General features: G+C 59.8%; 20 protein-coding genes. 8 read left to right on the top strand and 12 right to left on the bottom strand.

Going from position 1 to position 19,795, the window contains the following annotated elements:
* Positions 1-45: 45 nt before the first annotated feature.
* The 6 genes from PMI24_RS21155 to PMI24_RS21130 form a co-directional block, all read right to left on the bottom strand.
* A complete protein-coding gene (locus PMI24_RS21155) occupies positions 46-1,068 on the bottom strand; it encodes a hypothetical protein (RefSeq protein WP_007957476.1) in 1,023 nt (340 codons plus the stop codon).
* A gap of 68 nt (positions 1,069-1,136) precedes the next feature.
* Positions 1,137-1,709 carry a hypothetical protein gene (locus tag PMI24_RS21150; protein ID WP_007957475.1) on the bottom strand — a complete coding sequence of 191 codons (573 nt, stop codon included), beginning with the start codon at positions 1,707-1,709 and terminating at the stop codon, positions 1,137-1,139.
* A gap of 1 nt (position 1,710) precedes the next feature.
* Positions 1,711-2,160 (bottom strand): hypothetical protein, encoded by a 450-nt coding sequence (locus PMI24_RS21145; protein ID WP_007957473.1) that lies wholly within the window; start codon positions 2,158-2,160, stop codon positions 1,711-1,713.
* A gap of 357 nt (positions 2,161-2,517) precedes the next feature.
* Entirely contained in the window at positions 2,518-3,042 is a 525-nt protein-coding gene (locus tag PMI24_RS21140; RefSeq protein WP_007957472.1) for an AAA family ATPase, read from the bottom strand.
* Complete coding sequence (pnuC, locus tag PMI24_RS21135) at positions 3,039-3,602, bottom strand: nicotinamide riboside transporter PnuC (RefSeq protein WP_007957471.1); 564 nt, start codon at positions 3,600-3,602, stop codon at positions 3,039-3,041. The genes PMI24_RS21140 and pnuC overlap by 4 nt, the downstream gene beginning before the upstream one ends.
* 82 nt (positions 3,603-3,684) lie before the next feature.
* The gene (locus PMI24_RS21130) at positions 3,685-5,319 is read right to left on the bottom strand and encodes a methyl-accepting chemotaxis protein (RefSeq protein ID WP_007957470.1); all 1,635 of its coding nucleotides are present in this window, start codon (positions 5,317-5,319) and stop codon (positions 3,685-3,687) included.
* A gap of 304 nt (positions 5,320-5,623) precedes the next feature.
* On the opposite strand from PMI24_RS21130, the gene PMI24_RS21125 reads away from it, so the two are divergent.
* Both PMI24_RS21125 and PMI24_RS21120 read left to right on the top strand, forming a co-directional pair.
* Entirely contained in the window at positions 5,624-6,454 is an 831-nt protein-coding gene (locus PMI24_RS21125) for an undecaprenyl-diphosphate phosphatase (protein WP_045121839.1), read from the top strand.
* Positions 6,451-6,879: a DUF1294 domain-containing protein gene (locus PMI24_RS21120; RefSeq protein ID WP_007957468.1), complete on the top strand. Its 429-nt coding sequence runs from the start codon at positions 6,451-6,453 to the stop codon at positions 6,877-6,879. Before PMI24_RS21125 ends, PMI24_RS21120 begins: the two co-directional genes overlap by 4 nt.
* Here the strand turns inward: PMI24_RS21120 and PMI24_RS21115 are convergent.
* Both PMI24_RS21115 and PMI24_RS21110 read right to left on the bottom strand, forming a co-directional pair.
* On the bottom strand, positions 6,876-7,235 hold the full coding sequence (locus PMI24_RS21115) for an MmcQ/YjbR family DNA-binding protein (RefSeq protein ID WP_007957467.1): 360 nt from the start codon (positions 7,233-7,235) through the stop codon (positions 6,876-6,878). The genes PMI24_RS21120 and PMI24_RS21115 overlap by 4 nt on opposite strands.
* Positions 7,232-8,140: a LysR substrate-binding domain-containing protein gene (locus tag PMI24_RS21110; RefSeq protein ID WP_007957466.1), complete on the bottom strand. Its 909-nt coding sequence runs from the start codon at positions 8,138-8,140 to the stop codon at positions 7,232-7,234. Before PMI24_RS21110 ends, PMI24_RS21115 begins: the two co-directional genes overlap by 4 nt.
* Positions 8,141-8,267: 127 nt before the next feature.
* Here PMI24_RS21110 and PMI24_RS21105 point away from each other — a divergent pair, with 127 nt between their 5' ends.
* Both PMI24_RS21105 and PMI24_RS21100 read left to right on the top strand, forming a co-directional pair.
* Positions 8,268-8,879: an FMN-dependent NADH-azoreductase gene (locus tag PMI24_RS21105; RefSeq protein WP_007957463.1), complete on the top strand. Its 612-nt coding sequence runs from the start codon at positions 8,268-8,270 to the stop codon at positions 8,877-8,879.
* Positions 8,880-9,115: 236 nt separating this feature from the next.
* A complete protein-coding gene (locus PMI24_RS21100) occupies positions 9,116-10,153 on the top strand; it encodes an alpha/beta hydrolase family protein (protein ID WP_007957461.1) in 1,038 nt (345 codons plus the stop codon).
* Between the two features lie 4 nt (positions 10,154-10,157).
* Here the strand turns inward: PMI24_RS21100 and PMI24_RS21095 are convergent, their stop codons facing one another.
* On the bottom strand, positions 10,158-11,345 hold the full coding sequence (locus tag PMI24_RS21095) for an MFS transporter (RefSeq protein WP_007957458.1): 1,188 nt from the start codon (positions 11,343-11,345) through the stop codon (positions 10,158-10,160).
* A 145-nt stretch (positions 11,346-11,490) separates the two neighbouring features.
* On the bottom strand, positions 11,491-13,077 hold the full coding sequence (locus PMI24_RS21090; RefSeq protein ID WP_045121838.1) for an ABC-F family ATPase: 1,587 nt from the start codon (positions 13,075-13,077) through the stop codon (positions 11,491-11,493).
* Between the two features lie 390 nt (positions 13,078-13,467).
* Here PMI24_RS21090 and lpxO point away from each other — a divergent pair, with 390 nt between their 5' ends.
* Positions 13,468-14,367: a lipid A hydroxylase LpxO gene (lpxO, locus tag PMI24_RS21085; RefSeq protein ID WP_007957455.1), complete on the top strand. Its 900-nt coding sequence runs from the start codon at positions 13,468-13,470 to the stop codon at positions 14,365-14,367.
* Between the two features lie 42 nt (positions 14,368-14,409).
* Here lpxO and ku read toward each other — a convergent pair whose 3' ends face one another.
* Entirely contained in the window at positions 14,410-15,270 is an 861-nt protein-coding gene (gene ku, locus PMI24_RS21080) for a non-homologous end joining protein Ku (RefSeq protein WP_007957454.1), read from the bottom strand.
* 207 nt (positions 15,271-15,477) lie between these two features.
* Here ku and PMI24_RS21075 point away from each other — a divergent pair, with 207 nt between their 5' ends.
* Both PMI24_RS21075 and PMI24_RS21070 read left to right on the top strand, forming a co-directional pair.
* The gene (locus PMI24_RS21075) at positions 15,478-15,819 is read left to right on the top strand and encodes a hypothetical protein (protein ID WP_007957453.1); all 342 of its coding nucleotides are present in this window, start codon (positions 15,478-15,480) and stop codon (positions 15,817-15,819) included.
* Between the two features lie 50 nt (positions 15,820-15,869).
* Positions 15,870-17,015 carry a PQQ-dependent sugar dehydrogenase gene (locus tag PMI24_RS21070; RefSeq protein ID WP_007957452.1) on the top strand — a complete coding sequence of 382 codons (1,146 nt, stop codon included), beginning with the start codon at positions 15,870-15,872 and terminating at the stop codon, positions 17,013-17,015.
* A 5-nt stretch (positions 17,016-17,020) separates the two neighbouring features.
* Here the strand turns inward: PMI24_RS21070 and PMI24_RS21065 are convergent, their stop codons facing one another.
* A complete protein-coding gene (locus PMI24_RS21065) occupies positions 17,021-18,124 on the bottom strand; it encodes a GNAT family N-acetyltransferase/peptidase C39 family protein (protein ID WP_007957451.1) in 1,104 nt (367 codons plus the stop codon).
* A gap of 92 nt (positions 18,125-18,216) precedes the next feature.
* Here PMI24_RS21065 and PMI24_RS21060 point away from each other — a divergent pair, with 92 nt between their 5' ends.
* Positions 18,217-19,791: a RimK family protein gene (locus PMI24_RS21060; protein WP_007957450.1), complete on the top strand. Its 1,575-nt coding sequence runs from the start codon at positions 18,217-18,219 to the stop codon at positions 19,789-19,791.
* The last annotated feature ends 4 nt before the right edge of the window (positions 19,792-19,795 follow it).

Genomic DNA, 19,795 nt, shown 5'->3' with positions numbered 1-19,795 from the left:
GACTGAGGAAAAGCCCCGTTTCCGGGGCTTTCGTTTCGATCGCGATTACAGGCAGGCTTTGCAACCTGCAGCGATGGACAGCGAGTTGCTTTGTTGGTTACCGATACCGGCAGAGTTGTTGAAGCCAGCGTTGCCGTTGAAGTTGTTACCTACGTTGCTGACGTTAGCAGTGTTGGTAACTGGGTTTTTCCAGCCGTCTGGGGTCAGCACTTGTTGAGTGGTCACGCCAGCCAGACCGAATACACCCACGGCTACGAAGTCAGATTTCTGATCTTTGCCGCCGCCGTTACCGCCATGGCCCCGGTCGTTGTTGCCATAGCCGCCGCCACCGCCGTGACCGTGATCGTCATCTTTGGTGGTTGCAGTACCTGCGGCCACGAACGCGCCGACAGCGCTGACAGTGCCAGTGAGGGTGTCTTTTTTGTAGGTTTGAGTGCCGTAGTTCGAAACACTCAAGCCAGTGGAGCTTTGGTTCGCAGCGGCTGCTGCGTTAGCTACACGACCACCGGACACAGCAATTGCCAGGTTGTTTTTCTGTTGGTTGAAGTCGCCAGCAGTGTTGTTCACACCGATGTTGCCGGATCCGCCGTTACCCACATTGTTCATGTTGGCGTTGGCAGTGCTGGAGTAGTTATAGACGGTGTTGGCGTTGTTGACCTGAGTTGCGCTGGAAACCGCAACGGCGCTGCCGAAGATGAAGCTTTCGTCAGCGGTGGCCAGAGCAGCCGCGTTGTCTTGTTGGTTGCCATCGCCTGCGGCGTTGTTCATGCCCAGGTTGCCGTTGCCGCCGTTAGCCGAGTTTTCGACCTTGGCATCGTTTTTGGTGCCCTGGTTCAGGACGCCGTTGCCTTGGCTGTTTTGGACATCGAGCACTGCAGCCCCGGCGCCAGCGCCGATTTGCAGCAGTTGTTCCAGGGTTGGGCCTTTTGGTTCATGGTTGCCATGACCATTGCCGTGCCCGTTACCATGACCGTGATTGTCATCATCACGACCGCCTGCCTGTGCTGCGATTGCCATCACTGCTGCGAGTGCGAAAACCAGTGGTTTGAGGGCCATTGTAGGTTTCATGGTGTTTCTCCGTGCTTATTAGTTGGTTAAGTGTTGGTACTTTCTAATTGCACTGCTTTTTATTTGGGTCAGTCTGCGACCCGGATGCTCAGGGTGTTAGCCATGCGGTTCCCCACCCCGGCACTCTGGTTCACCTGGATTACCCCTCGGCTGCCGGTGAAGGCCTGATCACTTGTCGTGACCTGGCGACTGCTGGGTGAGGTACCAGTTGCTCCTGAGCTCGGTAACAACGCCACGTTCTGTTGGGAAAGGGCGCTATCGTCAACGCTCTGCGGGGCAGCACTGATGCTGACGCGCGTAACGTTGGCCATCTGGTTGTTGGCCCCGGCGCCCTGGTTCACGCCCAGGATCCCGTTGCCATTACTGAAAGAGTTGCCGCCGATGGTTGCACTGGCGTCGCCGGTGCGGGCAGCGGGTGTGTTGATTCGCTGGATGACGCTGGTGGTCGCAGTGGCTTCGGTGCCAATGGCGATCGCCTTGGTGTTGGTCTGTTGCATCTGATCGCCGGCGGCCTGGTTGACGTTGAAATTGCCGTGATACTGGATGCCGGAGTTCTGAATGTTCGCGTTGTCCACGGAGCTGGGATCGGCCATGGCGCTGGCGCAGCCGAAGAGGGCAATCAGGAGCAGGGAGCGATTCATGTCATTGGCCTCCGGCCATGCGGGTCAACGGAGCAAGGCCGGTGCTCATGGCACGGTTGACGGTATTGGAAATCGCACCACCGGAACCGCCACCGTGACCGGCGCTCATGCCCGGCATGCCGTTGGGGTTGGTCAGTGTGTTCAAGCCAGGCACACTCGAATTCGGGGTCACGATGCCGTTGCGAATCGAGGAGCCGCTGGCGACACCGGCAAATTCACCGTCACTGAGTTCGGTGCTGGCCATCGCGTTGTTGATACGCCCGGCAGGGTTGGCATTGACGGTCGTCGGGTAGGGATCTTTGCCGCCGCTGCGGCCGATCGGGATCGGCTGGACGTCACGATTGAGCACGATCACGCCATTGCCTTCGGCCTGAACGTTGAAACTGAGAAAAGGGCTGGCGGCTGATCCGATCAGCAGAAGGCAGGTAAAGGCTTTTTTGATATTTCCCACGGCGGCAATTCCTTCTTCAGTGGGCTGGGCCTGGTCAGCGTTGTGAAGGAGAGAGCGAAAGCTGTGCCGCTTTTGAAATATCTTTGAATTTCAATGCGTTGGCTTGAATGAGCGCAGGTCTGATACAAAAGCTGTTTCATCGTTGAAACAAGTCACTGCCTTCGCAACCCCCTAAAGCCATTGCAAAGCTCTGGAACAAGGGTTTGCGCGCAGGTGTTTCAGCTGCGTAACAAGTCGCATGACAAAGGGATGAAGGGCGCTGAGACGGGCACTTTGCACCCGCAGGAGTGTTTCAGGAACGGACACTTTGGCCCCAAAACAGGGGAAGGCGGCGGGGCAGACGCCCCGAAAACCGGGTCAGTCCGCGAGCAGGGCGCGCACCGCGTCGAAGGCTTGCTGCTGGCGTTCGACCCAGTTGCCCTGAATGATCTGCAAGGGCTGGCGATGTGTTTCCAGCCAGGCCCGGGTAGCCTCAAAGAACGCCAGCCGTTCACTCAGGTCGGGCTGACAGCGCTGACCATCGTCCGTCCACTCGATCTGCTCGGGGGAGAGCAGCAGGTGCAGGTCGTAATGACGCGCCAGCAATTCGGTTTCCAACCAAACCGGGCAGTCGCCGAACAAGGTCTGGCTCCACAGGATATTGCTCAACAGATGGGTATCGAGAATCAGCAGTCGTGGCTTTTGCGCGCGTGCCTCGTCTTCCCATTGCAACTGGCCGCGCGCGATCTCGGGGATATCGGCGAGGCAAGTATCCCGCTGGTTCTGCTCGATGAACCAGCGCACATATTCGTCTACGCGCAAACCGCCGAACTGCTGTTGGATTCCGGCCGCCAGCCAGCTCTTGCCCGTGGATTCGGGGCCGGTCAGAACGATTACTTTCATCGTTGCAACGCCGGATCGGCACGCCATTCGCGCCAGCCTTGCACTGCGATCAGGGTGAACAGGGCATACAGCGCCGCCGTGAGGTACAGCCCTTTATAGAGAAACAGCCCGACGAAGATCACATCCAGCACGAACCACAACGCCCAGCATTGCAGACGTTTGTGGGCCATCCAGAATTGCGCGACCAGACTGAAACCGGTCAGCGCCGCGTCGAGCCACGGTTGCGCAGCGTCCGTCCAGTGAGCCATGGCCGCGCCCAGCAGCAGACTGCCCACCGCGCCGATGGCCAGCCCTTGCGCAATCGAGCGATTGTCGAGCCGGCTGACCTCGCGCCCGTCATGCATCGTCCCGGCCCGGGTCCATTGCCACCAGCCATAGATTTGCAGCCCGGCATAAACGACTTGCAGCAGCATGTCCGAATACAGCTTCACCTCGAAGAACACCCAGGTGTAGAGCGACACCATGACCAGCCCGATCGGCCAGCACCACGGATTCTGTTTGACCGTGAGCCACACGGCGATCACACCGAGGGCGGCCGCAAACAGTTCAAGCCCGGACATGCAGGATCCTTGGGGGGAATAAAAGAGGGAGCGGATTGTACCGAAAAACAGGTGGGAAACGAGTTCCCACCTGCAAGGACGATCAGACGCGGAACTGACGCAGCAAACCGTTCAGTTGCTCGCTGAGTTGGCCCAGACGCACGCTGGCCACGCTCGATTGCTCGGCCGCCAGTGCGGTGCTGTGGGACAACCCCGCCGCCTGGGTGACGTTCTGATTGATGTCTTCGACCACGTGCGCCTGTTGCAGCGTTGCGCTGGCAATCGAGGCGTTCAGGCCATTGAGGTTACGCAGGGCCTGCCCAATGGCATTCAGGCTGGCACTGGCAAGACCCGCCTGTTCAATGGTCAGTTGCGAAGCCTTGCTGCTGTCGCCGATGACCTTCACGGCGGCTTCGGAATGGTTTTGCAGACGTTCGATCATCGTCTGGATTTCCGCCGTGGACTTCTGCGTGCGCTGCGCCAGCAAACGCACTTCGTCGGCGACCACCGCAAACCCGCGACCCTGTTCGCCGGCGCGAGCCGCTTCAATCGCGGCGTTGAGGGCCAGCAGGTTGGTCTGCTCGGCAATCGAGCGGATCACTTCCAGCACACTGCCGATCTGCGTGCTTTCGGTCGCCAGCGTGCGGATGACTTCGACGGCCTGATCGATGGTGCCGGACAGCTTGTCGATCTGTTGCAGGCTGCCGTCGATGTTGATCTGGCCTTGCTGGGCCTGGGCTTCGGCGTCGCGCATTTCGCTGGCGGCGTGTTCGGCGTTCTTCGCCACGTCCTGCACGCCGTAGGTCACTTCGTTGACGGCGGTGGCCACCAGTTCCATCTGCTGCGACTGCTGCTGGCTGCGTTGCTGGGCTTGCGTCGCGTCATTGCCCAGATCGCTGGACGACTGGCCCAAGGCACTGGCGGACACCTGCAAGTCACCGATCACCCGGCGCAGTTTGGCGGTGAAGGCATTGAAGTGATGGGCCAACTGAGTGACTTCGTCCTGGCCGTGAGTATCGAGGCTGCGGGTCAGATCGCTTTCGCCGCTGGCGATGTTGGCCATGGCGTTCACGGTTTCCTGCAACGGACGGACGATGCTGCGGGCAATCAGGATCACCAGCAGCGCCATGATCACCGCGATGACCAGCCCGACTACCGACGCCTTGATCACCTGACCCTGGAACTCGGCCTGCACATCATCGACGTACACGCCCGAACCAATGACCCAGCCCCACGGCTCGAACAGTTTCACGTAGGAAGTCTTGGCCACCGGCTCACTGGCGCCGGGTTTGGGCCAGCGATAGTCGACCATGCCGGCACCCTTGGCCTTGGCGATGGCGACCATTTCGTTGAACACCGCAAAACCGTCCGGGTCGCGGATCGCCGAGAGGTTCTGGCCTTCAAGCTTGGGGTTGGTCGGGTGCATGACCATCACGGGTGTGAGGTCGTTGATCCAGAAGTAATCGTTCTGGTCATAGCGCAGGCCACGGATGGCGGTCAGCGCCTGTTTCTGCGCCACGTCGCGGGTCAGTGTCCCCGCAGCTTCGAGGCCCTGGTAGTAAGTCAGCAAACCGCTGGCGGTCTGCACCACATGCTGGGTTTTCTGGGCCTTGGCGTGGTAAAGGTCATCGTGGATCTGTTTAAGCATCAACACGCCCAACGTCAGCAGCATGACCACTGCCACAATCAAGATGAGCCACAAGCGTCGGCTGATCGACACACTGCGCAAGCTGTTCATAACGCTGTCACTCCGGATTCTTTTTCTTGTAATAAACCACCGCCAGCATCCAACCACGTTTCGGTGACCGGGCATACGCGACCCAAGTCGTATAACGCGGCAGCGCTATTACGGCTTGTCTGTTAGGATTTCGGCGCCGCGCGTGAAAACCTGAATCCAAATTGATTTTTCACGGAATTTTGACTGTTTCGTGTGGATCCTGTGCGTGCGGAATCGGTACAGCTTTAACCAGCTACGCTGAACGCAGTGAACGTAAAAAAATACTATCGGGGCATGCCGCCGGGCATCGCTCTTTGGGGGATTGATGGATCTTTGGACCGCCTTGCAGGCATTGATTCTAGGAGTTGTAGAGGGGCTGACGGAGTTTTTGCCCATTTCCAGTACCGGACACCAGATCATTGTTGCCGACTTGCTCGATTTCGGAGGCGAGCGGGCCATGGCGTTCAACATCATCATCCAGCTCGGCGCGATTCTCGCGGTGGTCTGGGAATTTCGGCGCAAGATCCTCGATGTGGTCATCGGTTTGCCGACCCAGCCGAGTGCGCGGCGTTTTACCGCCAACCTGCTGATCGCCTTCCTGCCCGCCGTGGTGCTGGGCGTGATCTTCGCGGATCTGATTCACCATTACCTGTTCAACCCGATCACCGTGGCCGCCGCGCTGGTGGTGGGCGGCATCGTGATGTTGTGGGCCGAGCAGCGTCAGCATGAAGTGCACGCCGAAACGGTCGACGAGATTCGCTGGACGGATGCGCTGAAGATCGGCTTCGCCCAGTGCCTGGCGATGATCCCCGGCACTTCGCGTTCCGGCTCGACCATCATCGGCGGCCTGTTGTTCGGCCTGTCGCGCAAGACCGCCACCGAGTTCTCGTTCTTCCTGGCGATGCCGACCATGGTCGGTGCGGCGGTGTATTCGGGCTACAAGTACCGCGACCTGTTCGTTCCGGCCGACTTCCCGGTGTTCGCCATCGGTTTCGTCACGGCGTTCATCTTCGCCATGATCGCGGTGCGCGGGCTGCTCAAGTTCATCGGCAGCCACAGCTACGCGGCGTTCGCCTGGTACCGGATCGTCTTCGGTCTGGTGATCCTGGCGACCTGGCAGTTCGGCTGGATCGACTGGACGGCCGCCCAGCCATGAGTGATTCCCGCGCACGCCGCCCTGATCGCGGGCCTTCCAGTGGCAATATTCAGCATCTGAAATTGAAGCTGGTGGTGCTGCTGATCGTCTGCGCGTTGCCGTTGTTCGGCTCGCTGTCGATGTGGCTTCGCGGGATTTCCCTGGTACCGCTGACGGCTTACGGGCTGGTCAGCGTGCTGGCGTTTTTTCTGTACTGGGCGGACAAACGCAAGGCCCGCGCAGACGCCTGGCGCACACCGGAAAACATCCTGCACGCGGTGGAACTGGCCGGCGGCTGGCCGGGCGCGTTGATCGCTCAACAGGTTTTCCGGCACAAGACGCGCAAGGTGTCGTTTCAGGTGCTGTTCTGGATGATCGTGGCGTTGCACCAGGTGTTCTGGATCGATCAGTTGTTCCTTGGTTCGAACCTGCTGGCGCTGTTCTAGAGCAGCAGCCCGACCTGCACGCGCTTGGGCAGCTTGCTCACCACCAGTTGATGGGAACGCTGTAGCAATCCTTGCAGTTCCTCGGCGCCCAGCGGGTAGGGCGGGTGCATGATGATCCATTGCGCCCGGGCCAGATACGGCGCCGGGTGAATGCCCGGCCGGTCGCAATGACCGAGAAACAGATCCTTGTCGACCTTGAACGCCAGTGAATCACCGCGCAATCCCTGCAAGGCAAACATCTTGTTGCCGGCAATCGAAAACACCCGCACGCCACCCCATTTGTAGTCCTCCCGGGCACCGGGCAAGGCCAGACAGAAATCCGCGACATCCTGCTCGTTCATCTTCCCTTGTTTCATAACAGCCGCTCTCCACAGGCATTGAACGATTCGACCAGATGATCGATCCACGCGCGCACCGCCGGCATCACCCCACGCCGGTGCGGATACACCGCTTGCAGCCAGCCGCCGGGCAGTGACCAGTCCGGCAGCAACTGCACCAGCGTGCCTTTGTTCAGCTCCGCTTCGCAATACATCATCGGCAACAGGGTGAACCCCTGGCCGGCCAGCACACAGGCCTTGCGCACGATGAAATCGTCGATGCCCAGCCGGGCTTCCAGCGCCAGATCACAACTCTTGCCGTGCTGATCGAGCAGGCGCACATGCACCATGCGATCCGCTTCCAGCGCGCCCAGCACCGGCAGGTTCTTCAGGTCCTGCGGATGATTGATTTCCACGCCCTGTATAAAGGAAGGGCTTGCGACCACCACCATTTGCGCCTGACGCAGGCGGCGGGTCACCAGCATCGGCTCTTCATCACCGTGTTCGCGCACGCGCAGGGCGACGTCGATGCCTTCGGTGATGAGGTCGACCCGGCGATTGATCAGGGTCACTTCCAGTTGCACCTGGGGGTATTTGCCAAGGAAATTGCTGATCACCACCGGGAGCATTTCATGGGCCAAGCCCGTCGGGCTTGAAACCCGCAGGCGTCCACGAGGCTCGCTGGACATGCTGGCGACCGTCTCGTCGGCCATTTCTGCTTCCAGCAGCATTGCCTGACAGTGACGCAAATAGCGTTCGCCGACCGCCGTCAGCTTCAGTTGGCGAGTGGTGCGTTGCAGCAAACGTGCGCCGAGGCGTTCTTCCAGCTCGGCGATGCGCCGCGAGAGACGTGACTTGGGAATGCCCAGCAAGCGGCCGGCGGCGGCGAATCCGCCGGCCTCGACCACTTTGGCGAAATAGTAGAGATCGTTGAGGTCTTGCATCTGGAAATCCGACTGTTCTATCAGTGGGACGAACTATCGCATTGTTGCCGTCTAATCAGCTATTGGTTTCTTCGGTAGGATTGTCTCCATTCCGTCGCCACCGGCGATTCATTCCAGGAGATTCCACATGAAACTGCTGCACATCGATTCGAGCATTCTGGGCGACAACTCCGCTTCCCGTCAGCTGAGCAGTCAAGTGGCTCAAGCCTGGCAAGCCGCCGAGCCAAGCGCTGTCGTGACCTACCGCGACCTCGCCGCCGACGCCATCAGCCACTTCTCGTCGACCACTCTGGTGGCTGCTGGCACCACCGCTGAACTGCGCAACGCCGCCCAACAGCACGAAGCCGAACTGAGCGCCACCACCCTGGCCGAATTCATCGCCGCCGACGCCATCGTCGTCGCTGCACCGATGTACAACTTCACCGTGCCGACCCAGCTCAAAGCCTGGATCGACCGCATCGCCGTTGCCGGCCAGACCTTCCGTTACACCGAAGCCGGCCCTGAAGGTCTGTGCGGTGGCAAGAAAGTGGTGATCGTGTCCACTGCTGGCGGCATCCACGCCGGTCAGGCGTCGGGCGTGGCGCATGAAGACTACTTGAAACTGGTCTTCGGCTTCCTCGGCATCACCGACATCGAAGTCGTGCGTGCTGAAGGCCTGGCCTACGGCGAAGAAGTGCGCAACAACGCCATGAGCGCTGCTCAGGCGAAGATCAGCGAGCAACTGTTCGCCGCCGCGTAAGGCTTGCGTAAAGCGCAGCTCGCGTTCAGGTAATCCTTAAAAAAACTCTGTATTCTGGTTCCGCAAGGGCCAGATACGGAGTTTTTTGTTTCTGACTGTTACATAATCTGGCCCGGGTTATGCAGTCTGATGATCAACGTCTGAGTGCAACGTTGCGCCGGATCACCGAACCTCGGAATTTCGGGCGTCGAACACAACGGATCTTTCGATTGAGTAACAACAGGGTGGGGCATCCCATGATGCGTCTTTGTGCAGCGTTACTGATTTGCCTGCTCGGCAGCCTGAATTCAGTGCACGCTGCGCCCGGGCAACACCCGCGCTGGAGCGTCGGCTATCACGAGATGACGTTCCTCGACCCGCTCGACCTGCAACCGATGCGCGCCATCGCGTTCTATCCCTCCAGCGACCGCGAACACATGAGCCTGCTCGAAGGCTATTCGGTCGAGGCTGGCGAAGACACCAAAGTCGCCATCGGCCGCTTCCCGATGCTGATGCTGTCCCACGGCAACACCGGCACGCCACTGGCGCTGCACGACCTGGCCACGTCACTGGCGCGCAAGGGCTTTGTAGTGGTGGCGGTGATTCACCCCGGCGACAACTCCAAGGATCACAGCCGCCTCGGTACGTTGAGCAATCTCTATGGCCGGCCGATTCAGATTTCCGAAGCCATTACCGCGACGTTGGGCGATCGCATGCTCGCGCCGTACGTGAACGCCGAACAGGTTGGCGTGATCGGCTATTCGGCGGGCGGCGAAACGGCGTTGATTCTGTCCGGCGCACAGCCGGATCTGGATCGTCTGCGCCGTTACTGCCAGGAGCGCCCGGACGACCGCGACGCCTGCAACACTCAGGGTGAGTTGATTGTCGACCGCGACGATCTGCAACCGGTGGCCGATCCGCGCGTGCATGCGTTGCTGCTGATGGCACCGTTGAGTCTGAAATTCGGTCGGCACACTTTGGCCGATGTGCATGTGCCGGTGCTGTTGTACAGCGGTGACGGCGACAAACTGGTGGCCTTCGACAAGAACGCCGCCGCCCTGGCGCGCAAACTGCCGACGGCGCCGGATTTCAAACTACTGGCCGGGGCAGGGCACTTCGTGTTCATGGCACCGTGCACCGAAGAACAGATCCTCGCCATGCCGGCGCTGTGCACCGATGCCGATGGCGTGGATCGCGAAGACATCCACCGCAACCTGATTTCCGAGGCCGGGCGGTTCTTCTCCCATGCCTTGGGCCGGCCGACCCGCGCGGGGATGCAGACGGCGGATCAGTGAGTGTTTACGCCATGGCCCGGCGCTTGAGCAGCAAGGTCAATCCCAGTCCGGTCACCGACAGCACGGCCGCACTGAAGAAGATCCACGAATAGCCCAGATTCAGCGCCACCGCGCCCATCAACGGCCCGGCAATTGCCAGCGCCAGATCGAAAAACACCGCATAAGCACTCAGCCCGGCGCCGCGACTGGAGTTGGGCACCTGCTTGATTGCCTCGACGCCCAGCGCCGGGTACACCAACGACAGACCGAAGCCGGCCAGACCTGCACCGATCAAGGCATACGCGGTCGAAGGCGCCAGCCACAGCATGACCAGGCCGACGGTTTCGATGGTCATGCAGGCAATCGCCGAGGTGAACCCGCCAAAACGGCCGATGGCTGAAATGAACAGCAGCCGCGACAGAATGAAACACACGCCGAACACGGTCAGGCAGTACGCCGCACCGGTCCAGCCGCGGTTGAGGTAATAAAGGGTGATGAACGTGGTCAGCGTTCCATAGCCAATCGACGCCAGGCTCAGACTGGCGCCGAACGGTGCAATCCGCCCGAACACTGCCCAGAACGGCAGCCGTTCACCGCGCACCACCGGCACCGACGGCTTGTTGCGGATCAGCAGCAGTGCGCCGGCCGCGAGCAGCGACAACGCAATGCCAAGGCTTTCGAAGCCATAGTCGGCGACCATCACCACGCCCAACGGCGCGCCGATGGCAATCGCACCGTAGGACGCGATGCCGTTCCAGGAAATCGAGCGTGCGGTGTGTTCGGCACCGACCTGGCCCATGCACCAACTGATGGTGCCGACGCCGATCAAACCCTGCGCGATCCCCAGCAACAGGCGACCGACGATCAGGATCGACAGGCTCAACAACGGCAAGCTCTGCAGCAGCGTTGAAACCAGCGTCAACACGCCGCTGAGCACAATCCCCGACAAGCCATACACAATCGCCCGTTTGGTGCCGACGGTGTCCGACATGCGCCCGGCCATTGGCCGGCTGAGCAGGGTGGCCAGGTATTGCGAACCGATCACCAGCCCCGCGATCACGGCACTGAAACCCAATTGCTCGTGCACGTAGCCGGGCAGCACCGCAATCGGCAGGCCGATGCAGAGGAAGGCAATAAAGGTATAGAAAACGATGGAGACGATCTGCAGGGTGATCGCCATGGAGCTTTGCGGTGGCTGTTGCTGCGCAGACATGAGGACTCGTTCGCGGGCGGCGGTGGGAGAGTCCGCATCATGGCTTGGCGCTGGATTAAAAGGAAGCAGGCTAACGATCTTTTCCTAGACGCAAAAAAAAGCCCCGTCACAAGGACAGGGCTTCCTGTTTACCGCTCGATTCGACTCAGAACACCACGCCTTGGCTGCGCAGGTAATCGTCGTAGGTGCCGCTGAAGTCGGTCACGCCGTTCGGGCTCAGCTCGATGATGCGCGTGGCCAGGGACGATACGAACTCACGGTCGTGGCTGACGAAGATCAGCGTGCCCGGGTAGTTCTCCAGCGCCAGGTTCAGCGCCTCGATCGATTCCATGTCCAGGTGGTTGGTCGGTTCGTCCATCACCAGTACGTTCGGCTTTTGCAGGATCAGCTTGCCGAACAGCATGCGACCTTGCTCACCACCGGAAATCACCTTCACCGACTTGAGGATCTCGTCGTTGGAGAACAGCATGCGACCGAGGGTGCCACGGATCACTTGCTCGCCCTGAGTCCACTGACCCATCCAGTCGAACAGGCTGACGTCGTCTTCGAAATCGTGAGCGTGGTCCTGAGCGTAGTAGCCCAGCTCCGCGCTTTCGGTCCACTTCACCGTACCTGCGTCCGGGGTCAGTTCGCCCATCAGCGTGCGCAGCAGGGTGGTCTTGCCGATACCGTTCGGGCCGATGATCGCTACGCGCTCGCCGGCTTCAACGGTGAAGCTGAAGTTCTTGAACAGGGTCTTGCCGTCGAAGCCCTTGGACATCTGCTCGATGGTCACGGCCTGGCGGTGCAGCTTCTTGGTCTGTTCGAAACGGATGAACGGGCTCACGCGGCTCGATGGCTTGACTTCGGCCAGCTGGATCTTGTCGATCTGCTTGGCACGGGAAGTGGCCTGCTTGGCTTTCGAGGCGTTGGCCGAGAAGCGGCTGACGAACGTTTGCAGTTCGGCAATCTGGGCTTTCTTCTTGGCGTTGTCCGACAGCAGTTGCTCGCGGGACTGGGTCGCCGCGGTCATGTACTCGTCGTAGTTGCCCGGGAACAGACGCAGCTCGCCGTAGTCCAGGTCGGCCATGTGGGTGCAGACGCTGTTCAGGAAGTGACGGTCGTGGGAAATGATGATCATGGTGCTGTTACGCGCCGTCAAAATCGTTTCCAGCCAGCGGATGGTGTTGATGTCCAGGTGGTTGGTCGGTTCGTCGAGCAGCAGCACTTCCGGATCGGAGAACAGTGCCTGAGCCAACAGAACACGCAGTTTCCAGCCCGGCGCAACTTCGGTCATCGGGCCGAAATGCTGTTCCAGCGGAATGCCCAGACCCAGCAGCAGTTCACCGGCGCGGGATTCGGCGGTGTAGCCGTCCATCTCGGCGAACTCGGTTTCCAGCTCGGCCACGGCCATGCCGTCTTCTTCGCTCATTTCCGGCAGCGAGTAGATGCGATCGCGCTCGGCCTTGACCTTCCACAGCTCTTCGTGACCCATGATCACGGTGTCGATCACGGTGAACTCTTCGTAGGCGAACTGATCCTGGCGCAGTTTACCCAGGCGAATGTTCGGCTCCAGCATGACCTGGCCACCGGACGGCTCGAGGTCGCCGCCGAGGATTTTCATGAAGGTCGACTTGCCGCAACCGTTGGCGCCGATCAGGCCGTAGCGGTTGCCGCCGTTGAATTTGACCGAAACGTTTTCAAACAGCGGCTTGGCGCCGAACTGCATGGTGATGTTAGCTGTAGAAATCAAAGGTTTTTCCTGCGAAGCGTGCTGAGTAGCGAGGGTGCAGCCGGAGCGCTTGGCCCGAGTCGAAGTGCGCTGAGGCGGGACAATCCCGTCATCAACCAAGGGGGGCGCGTAAAGTTTGGCGGCGATTGTACTGGTCTGGCTCTTTAAACGATAGGGCAGTGACATCCCGATTGCCGTTTGGCGCGATCGCGGGACAGTTTTTCACAGATGAGTGTTCACTATTGGTTACAAACTGTGGCTAAAATGCCATCCATTCACCTAATGCCTTGTACGGCATGGGCTCAAGGATGCGCCACCGGGACGCTTTTTGATTTCAGACCACTGCCACAGACCTTGGGCCACAGCCCTAAAGGCGCGCAGTTTGTTCACTTCTGACGTGTGACGATTTCCGTGAAACTCATCATTGCCGCTGTATATGTCATTTCCATTGCATACGTTCACCTGCGCGGTCGCGTGCGCCACAAAATCGGTCGTCAACTGAGCGATCACTCTTCGTTTCTGGCACCGATCAACTGCTTCCTTTACCTGTTCTCGAAAAAGCCCAACACGCCGTACCTGGATCCGAAGGACTTTCCGGATCTGAGCCCGTTGCAGGCGCACTGGGAAGAAATCCGCGAGGAAGGCCGCAACCTGCTGCGTGCCGGCGAAATCAAACGTTCCAACCAGTACGACGACGTCGGTTTCAACTCGTTCTTCAAGACCGGCTGGAAGCGTTTCTACCTGAAGTGGTACGGCGACAGCCACCCTTCGGCGCTGCAATTGTGCCCGCGCACCACTGAACTGGTGCAGAGCATCGGCTCGATCAAGGCTGCGATGTTTGCAGAATTGCCGCCGGGTTCGAAACTAGTGCGTCACCGCGACCCGTACGCGGGTTCCTACCGTTATCATCTGGGTCTGGAAACGCCGAACGACGCCGGTTGCTACATCAACGTCGATGGCGAGAACTATCACTGGCGTGATGGCGAAGCGGTGATGTTCGACGAGACCTTCATTCATTACGCAGAAAACACCACCGACCAGAACCGCATCATCCTGTTCTGTGACGTTGAACGTCCGATGAAGTATCGCTGGGCAGCAGCGTTCAACGGCTGGTTCAGCCGCACCGTGATGTCGGCGGCGGGTGCGCCGAACGATGCGGGTGACCGCACCGGCGGCATTAACCGCTTGTTTACCAAAATCTACAAGATTCGCCTGCGCGGCAAAGAGCTGAAAAAGCGCAATCGCAAACTCTACTACATGGAAAAGTGGGCGATCTTCGGCGGTCTGCTGGCGGTCTTCATTCTGATCTGACGAATCGGGCGACTGTTGAAAGACCGTCGCCCGATTTCATTTTCACGACGCTTTTTTGGTCTTCTTCGCCGCTGTGGTCTTGCTGGCGGTCTTCTTCGCCGGTTTGGCCGGGGCTTTCCCGCCGAGGCTGCGCTTTAGCAGTTCGGTCAGGTCGATAACATCGGCCGATTTGCGCTCTTCTTCACCGGAAACCGTCTCAACGTCTTCGATCTTGCCTTCATGAGCCTTCTTGTCCACCAGCGCCATGATCTTGTTTTCGAACTCGTCGTTGTAGTCCTCGGGCGTCCAGTCCGCCGTCATGTCTTCAACCAGTCGCTTGGCCATGTCCAGCTCGCCCTTGGCCAACTGCGGCTTGGTCACTTCGCTGCCCAGTGCCAGTTCATCAAGGCTGCGCACTTCCTGCGGCCAGCGCAGCTTCACCAGCACCAGTGCGGACTCGAGGGGCATCAACGCCGCCAGATACTGGCGCGTGTGTAAAACCACACGGGCGAGGGCGACCTTCTGGGTTTTGCTCAGGGTTTCACGCAGCAAGGCGTAGACCTTGCCACCGCGCTTGTCCGGGGCCAGGTAATAGGGCGTGTCGATGTTCTGCAACGGAATTTGCTCGCTGTCGACGAAGGCGAAAATGTCGATGGTCTGGGTCGACACCGGGTGCGCCGAACGGATTTCTTCCTCGCTGAGCACCACATAGCGGCCTTTTTCGAACTGCACGCCTTTGACGATGTGCTCTTTGGTGACCTCTTTACCGGTGACCTTGTTGACCCGTTTGTAGCCGACCGGGTCCATGCTGCGGCTGTCGAGCCAGTCGAAATCGACGCCCTGGGACGAGGTCGCCGAGACCAACGCCACGGGGATGTGCACCAGACCGAAACTGATTGCGCCTTTCCAGATTGCCCGAGCCATGGTGCTGTTCTCCGAGTGATGTTCGGGTGACCCGTGGCCCGGCGTAAAAGTTTCCGTTGTTTGCGGGGGCGGCGGTAAACGGCAGGTCAAGCTGTGTTACATCTTGTTTAGCGGTGACGGGTTAACAAATCCGAACCCTGGGCGTAGCGTGGACTCGAAGGCTCTAAGCCAAATGCATCAAAACATGTGCATCAAGAGAGGCCGTTCATGAACCGTTTCCTGCTTGGCATTGCGTTGCTGGCCCTCAGTGGCGGGCTGGTTCACGCCGAGGGCGCCACCACGCATTCATCGCTGTTGCTGGCACAAAGTCCGACCGGCAACAGCAACAATCCTTATAACAGCCCGATCCGTCGGGCGAACCCCAACAGCATGCAGGGCACCCAGCCCAGCGCTCCGCCTGTTCGCGGGCCGAACACGGTGCCCGTGCCACGGCCGCCGACCCTGGAAAACCGCGGCATCGGCAATGGTCAGCCGCTGCGCTCCGTCCCGAGCACGCCACCCACCTTCATTCCCAATCCTCCAGCCCGTGACAGCGGGAGCAACCGTTGAATGGCAGAACCGCTTCTGTCAGCCCTTCAAACGAACAAAAGGAATCGTGCATGTTGCGTAAAACCCTTCTGGCCGGCCTGTGTGCCAGTGCACTGATCGCCGCCCCGGCGTTCGCTGCGGCTCCCAAAGAGCTGCAAAGCGAGCAGGGCACCCTTGAAGTCACGACGATTACCCAAGGCCTCGAGCATCCATGGGCCTTGGCGTTCCTGCCGGATCGCCAGGGCATGCTTGTAACTGAACGCCCCGGTAACCTGCGTGTGGTAGGCGCTGACGGCAAACTGTCCGCGCCGATCACCGGTGTGCCGGATGTCTGGGCCAAGGGGCAGGGCGGATTGCTCGACGTGGTGCTGTCACCGGATTTCAAACAGGATCGCCTCGTGTACCTGTCCTACGCCGAGGGCGGCGGAGCCGGTGACAAGGCCGGAACGGCGGTGGGGCGCGGGCGCCTGTCGGATGACCTGACAACCCTGAAGGACTTCAACGTGATTTTCCGTCAGGAACCGAAACTGTCGGTCGGCAACCACTTCGGCTCGCGGCTGGTGTTCGACCGGGACGGTTATCTGTTCATCACCCTGGGCGAAAACAACGACCGCCCGACCGCGCAGGATCTGGACAAGCTGCAAGGCAAGGTCGTGCGGATCTACCCTGACGGCAAAGTGCCCGATGACAATCCCTTTGTCGGCCAGTCCGGCGTACGCCCGGAAATCTGGTCCTACGGCCACCGCAATCCCCAGGGCGCCGCGCTCAACCCGTGGACCGGCACGTTGTGGGAAAACGAGCACGGCCCGCGCGGCGGCGACGAGGTGAACATCATCGAACGCGGCAAGAATTACGGCTGGCCGCTGGCGACCCACGGAATCAATTACTCCATGCAACCGATCCCGGAAGCCAAGGGCAAGACCGCCGAAGGCACGGTAGGGCCGCACCATGTCTGGGAAAAATCCCCGGGTGTCACCGGCATGGCCTTCTACGATGCCGATCGCTTCAAACCCTGGCAGCACAACGTGTTCATCGGTGCGCTGGTGACGCAGGAGCTGATCCGTTTGCAGTTCGACGGCGACAAGGTGGTGCATGAAGAGCGCTTGCTGGGCGAACTGAAACAGCGGATCCGTGATGTGCGCCAGGGGCCGGACGGTTACCTGTATGTGCTGACCGATGAGTCCGACGGTTCGCTGTACAAGATCGGACTCAAATGAACCCTTCACGCGGGTGAGCGAGCGTAGAGCACTACCGCCGCCCGCAACTTGCCACGGCCGAAGCGACACATTTTCTCGAACTCCCCATGGCTGACCGGCACGTGCTGGCAGTCCATGGGCTGGCGATGCTGGCTGTGATCGACATCCGGGTCGTGCAGGTAGACGAAGTCTTCATCACAGTCGGTGACGATCACCCAGTGCGGCGACTTGGAGCGTGTCAGGCGATAGCTGCTGATCAGCACCAAGGGTTGACCACCGTTGGCAAGCAGCTCGGGTAAATCCAGCGTTACGCCAATGGATTGATCAACATCGGTGTCGTTCAGTTGCGCCATGAACTCGTCATGGACCAGGCGCATGACGTCTTTTTTATGCGCATCGCGTACTCCGTCGAGAAACAGCGGCCCGGTCATGCTCAGTTGCAAACGCACTTTGAAACCCCGACTCCAGGCCGCCAGTGCCAGGCCCTGCGGGCTGCAACCGCCATGGCCGGCCGTCATGAACACTGTGGTTGCCTCGCGCCACAACTGCAATTCCTCGCGCCGCTCAAGCAAACGATCAGCCTGCAACGCGCCCATGGCCATCAGCAGGCAGGCCGGGCCGCAGGTGAAATCGGTGGTTTGTCGGTAATAGGGGACCCTGATGTTGCGTGAGCCGCGGTGCTGGAGAATGCGCTTTTCCAGACGCAGCGCGTCGGCGTGATCCTCGTAGTAGTCATGGATCAGCGCAAAGCGCCGGTAACCGTTGCGCTCGTACAGGGCGATGGCGGCGGGATTGTCGGTGCGCACTTCCAGCCGCAGGTAGGCGCAGTCGTGCTCGAGCGCGCAGGCCTCGATTCGTTGCAGCAATTGCTTGCCCAGACCACCACCGCGCGCCTGCGGGGCAATCGCAATCGAATACAGCCGGGCCAGCGAGGTGCCGCGATGAAACAGTACCAGCGCATACCCGGCCAGTTGACCCTCGCGTTCGGCCACCCACAATTGCCCGTGGGCCCGGGTGATCATCCATTGGAAACTGCGGCGGGTGAGTCGGTCCGTGGTGAAACAGTGCATCTCCAGCGTGAGCAACGCTGGCAAATCATCAACGACCGCCAGGCGAACAACAGCATTCATATGACCACCGTAAAAGTTGCGTAACGAAACGGGACTTTCGAAAAACTTCGTGCTTAATAGAAAAGGTCTTGTTCTCCAACGGATCAATTTCTATGTCAGCGGTACAGGGTCATTGGCGCGAAGTATCCAGTCAAAGTTTGCCACCGGCAACTTATTTAAAACCGCAGATCAGAACTTCCAGTCAAGTGTTGATCATCGTCGAACGCAAGGAAGACTGGGCCTCGTATTTTCCCAGCGAAGATATCCTGACGGCCCAGGAATACCTTGAACAACCACCCGACAGCGAGCCGGGAAAACGGGTGCAGGTGATCAACCTGTGCCGCAGCTACAAGTACCTGGGCCACGGCTATTACTGCTCGCTGCTGGCTGAAGCCCGGGGGCACAAGGTGATTCCGTCGGTACGCACCATCAGCGAACTGACCCGAAAATCCCTTTACGGCCTGGCGCTGGACGACCTGGATAAAACCCTGGAAAAAGCCCTCAGCCATCATCTCTACAGCGACACCGAAGGTTTTACGCTGACACTTTATTTCGGCAGAACCCATATCGAGCCGTTGCAGGATCTGGCTCGACAATTGTTTGAAGTGTTTCCGTGCCCGATTTTGTTAGTTGAGTTTCGCAGAACTAACGGCTGGCACATCGAAGGTATAAAGTCCGGCGCCTTGCACAAGTTGCGTGACGATCAGGAAGACCAGTTCGCCAATGCGCTGGATGGCTTCAGTCGCAAGATCTGGCGTGTTCCGCGTTCGCCGCAAGTGGCGCGTTATGACCTGGCGATCCTGCATGATCCGCAGGAGGCGTTGCCACCGTCCAACGCTCGCGCACTGGAAAACTTTGTGCGGGTCGGCAAGGGCATGGGCATCGATGTCGAGCTGATCGAACGCAAGGACTACGCAAGGCTGGCCGAGTACGACGGCTTGCTGATCCGCGAGACCACCAGCGTCGACAACCACACTTATCGTTTTGCCAAGAAGGCCGAAAGTGAAGGGCTGGTGGTGATGGACGACCCGACGTCGATCCTGCGCTGCACCAACAAGGTTTACCTCACCGACCTGCTCAACAGCCATCAACTGGGCATGCCGGCCACGGAAATCCTCTACAAGGAGCGACCCGAAGACTTCGAGCGGGTCGGCGAACGTCTCGGTTTTCCGTTGGTGCTGAAGATCCCGGACGGTTGCTTCTCCCGTGGCGTGATCAAGGTCGAGAGTCAACAGGCCTTGCTGGAAGCCACCGCCGAGCTGTTCGAACACTCGGTGCTGTTGCTGGCCCAGGAATTCTTCTACACCGAGTACGACTGGCGCATCGGCGTGCTCAACCGCAAACCGATCTTTGCCTGCCAGTACTTCATGTCCAAGGGCCATTGGCAGATCTACAACCACAAGGCCAAGGGCCAGGACGTCAACGGCGAATGCCGCACGCTGGCGATTCACGAAGCGCCGCGCGCAGTGGTGGAGCTGGCGGTGAAAACCGCCAACCTGATCGGCGACGGCCTTTACGGCGTCGATTTGAAACAGGCCGGCGACAAGGTGGTGGTGATCGAGGTCAACGACAACCCGAACCTCGATGCCGGCATCGAAGACGCCTACTTGCAGGACGATCTGTATTCGCTGGTGCTGGAAGAGTTCGTGCGGCGCCTCGAACTCAAACGTCGCGGCCAGGCCTGGTGACCGG

The sequence above is a fragment of the Pseudomonas sp. GM25 genome, from assembly GCF_000282255.1.
In the GTDB taxonomy this organism is placed as follows: Bacteria; Pseudomonadota; Gammaproteobacteria; order Pseudomonadales; family Pseudomonadaceae; genus Aquipseudomonas; species Aquipseudomonas aphyarum.
The sequence above is the reverse complement of the archived record's forward strand: the minus strand, read 5'-3'. Positions and strand labels throughout refer to the sequence as shown.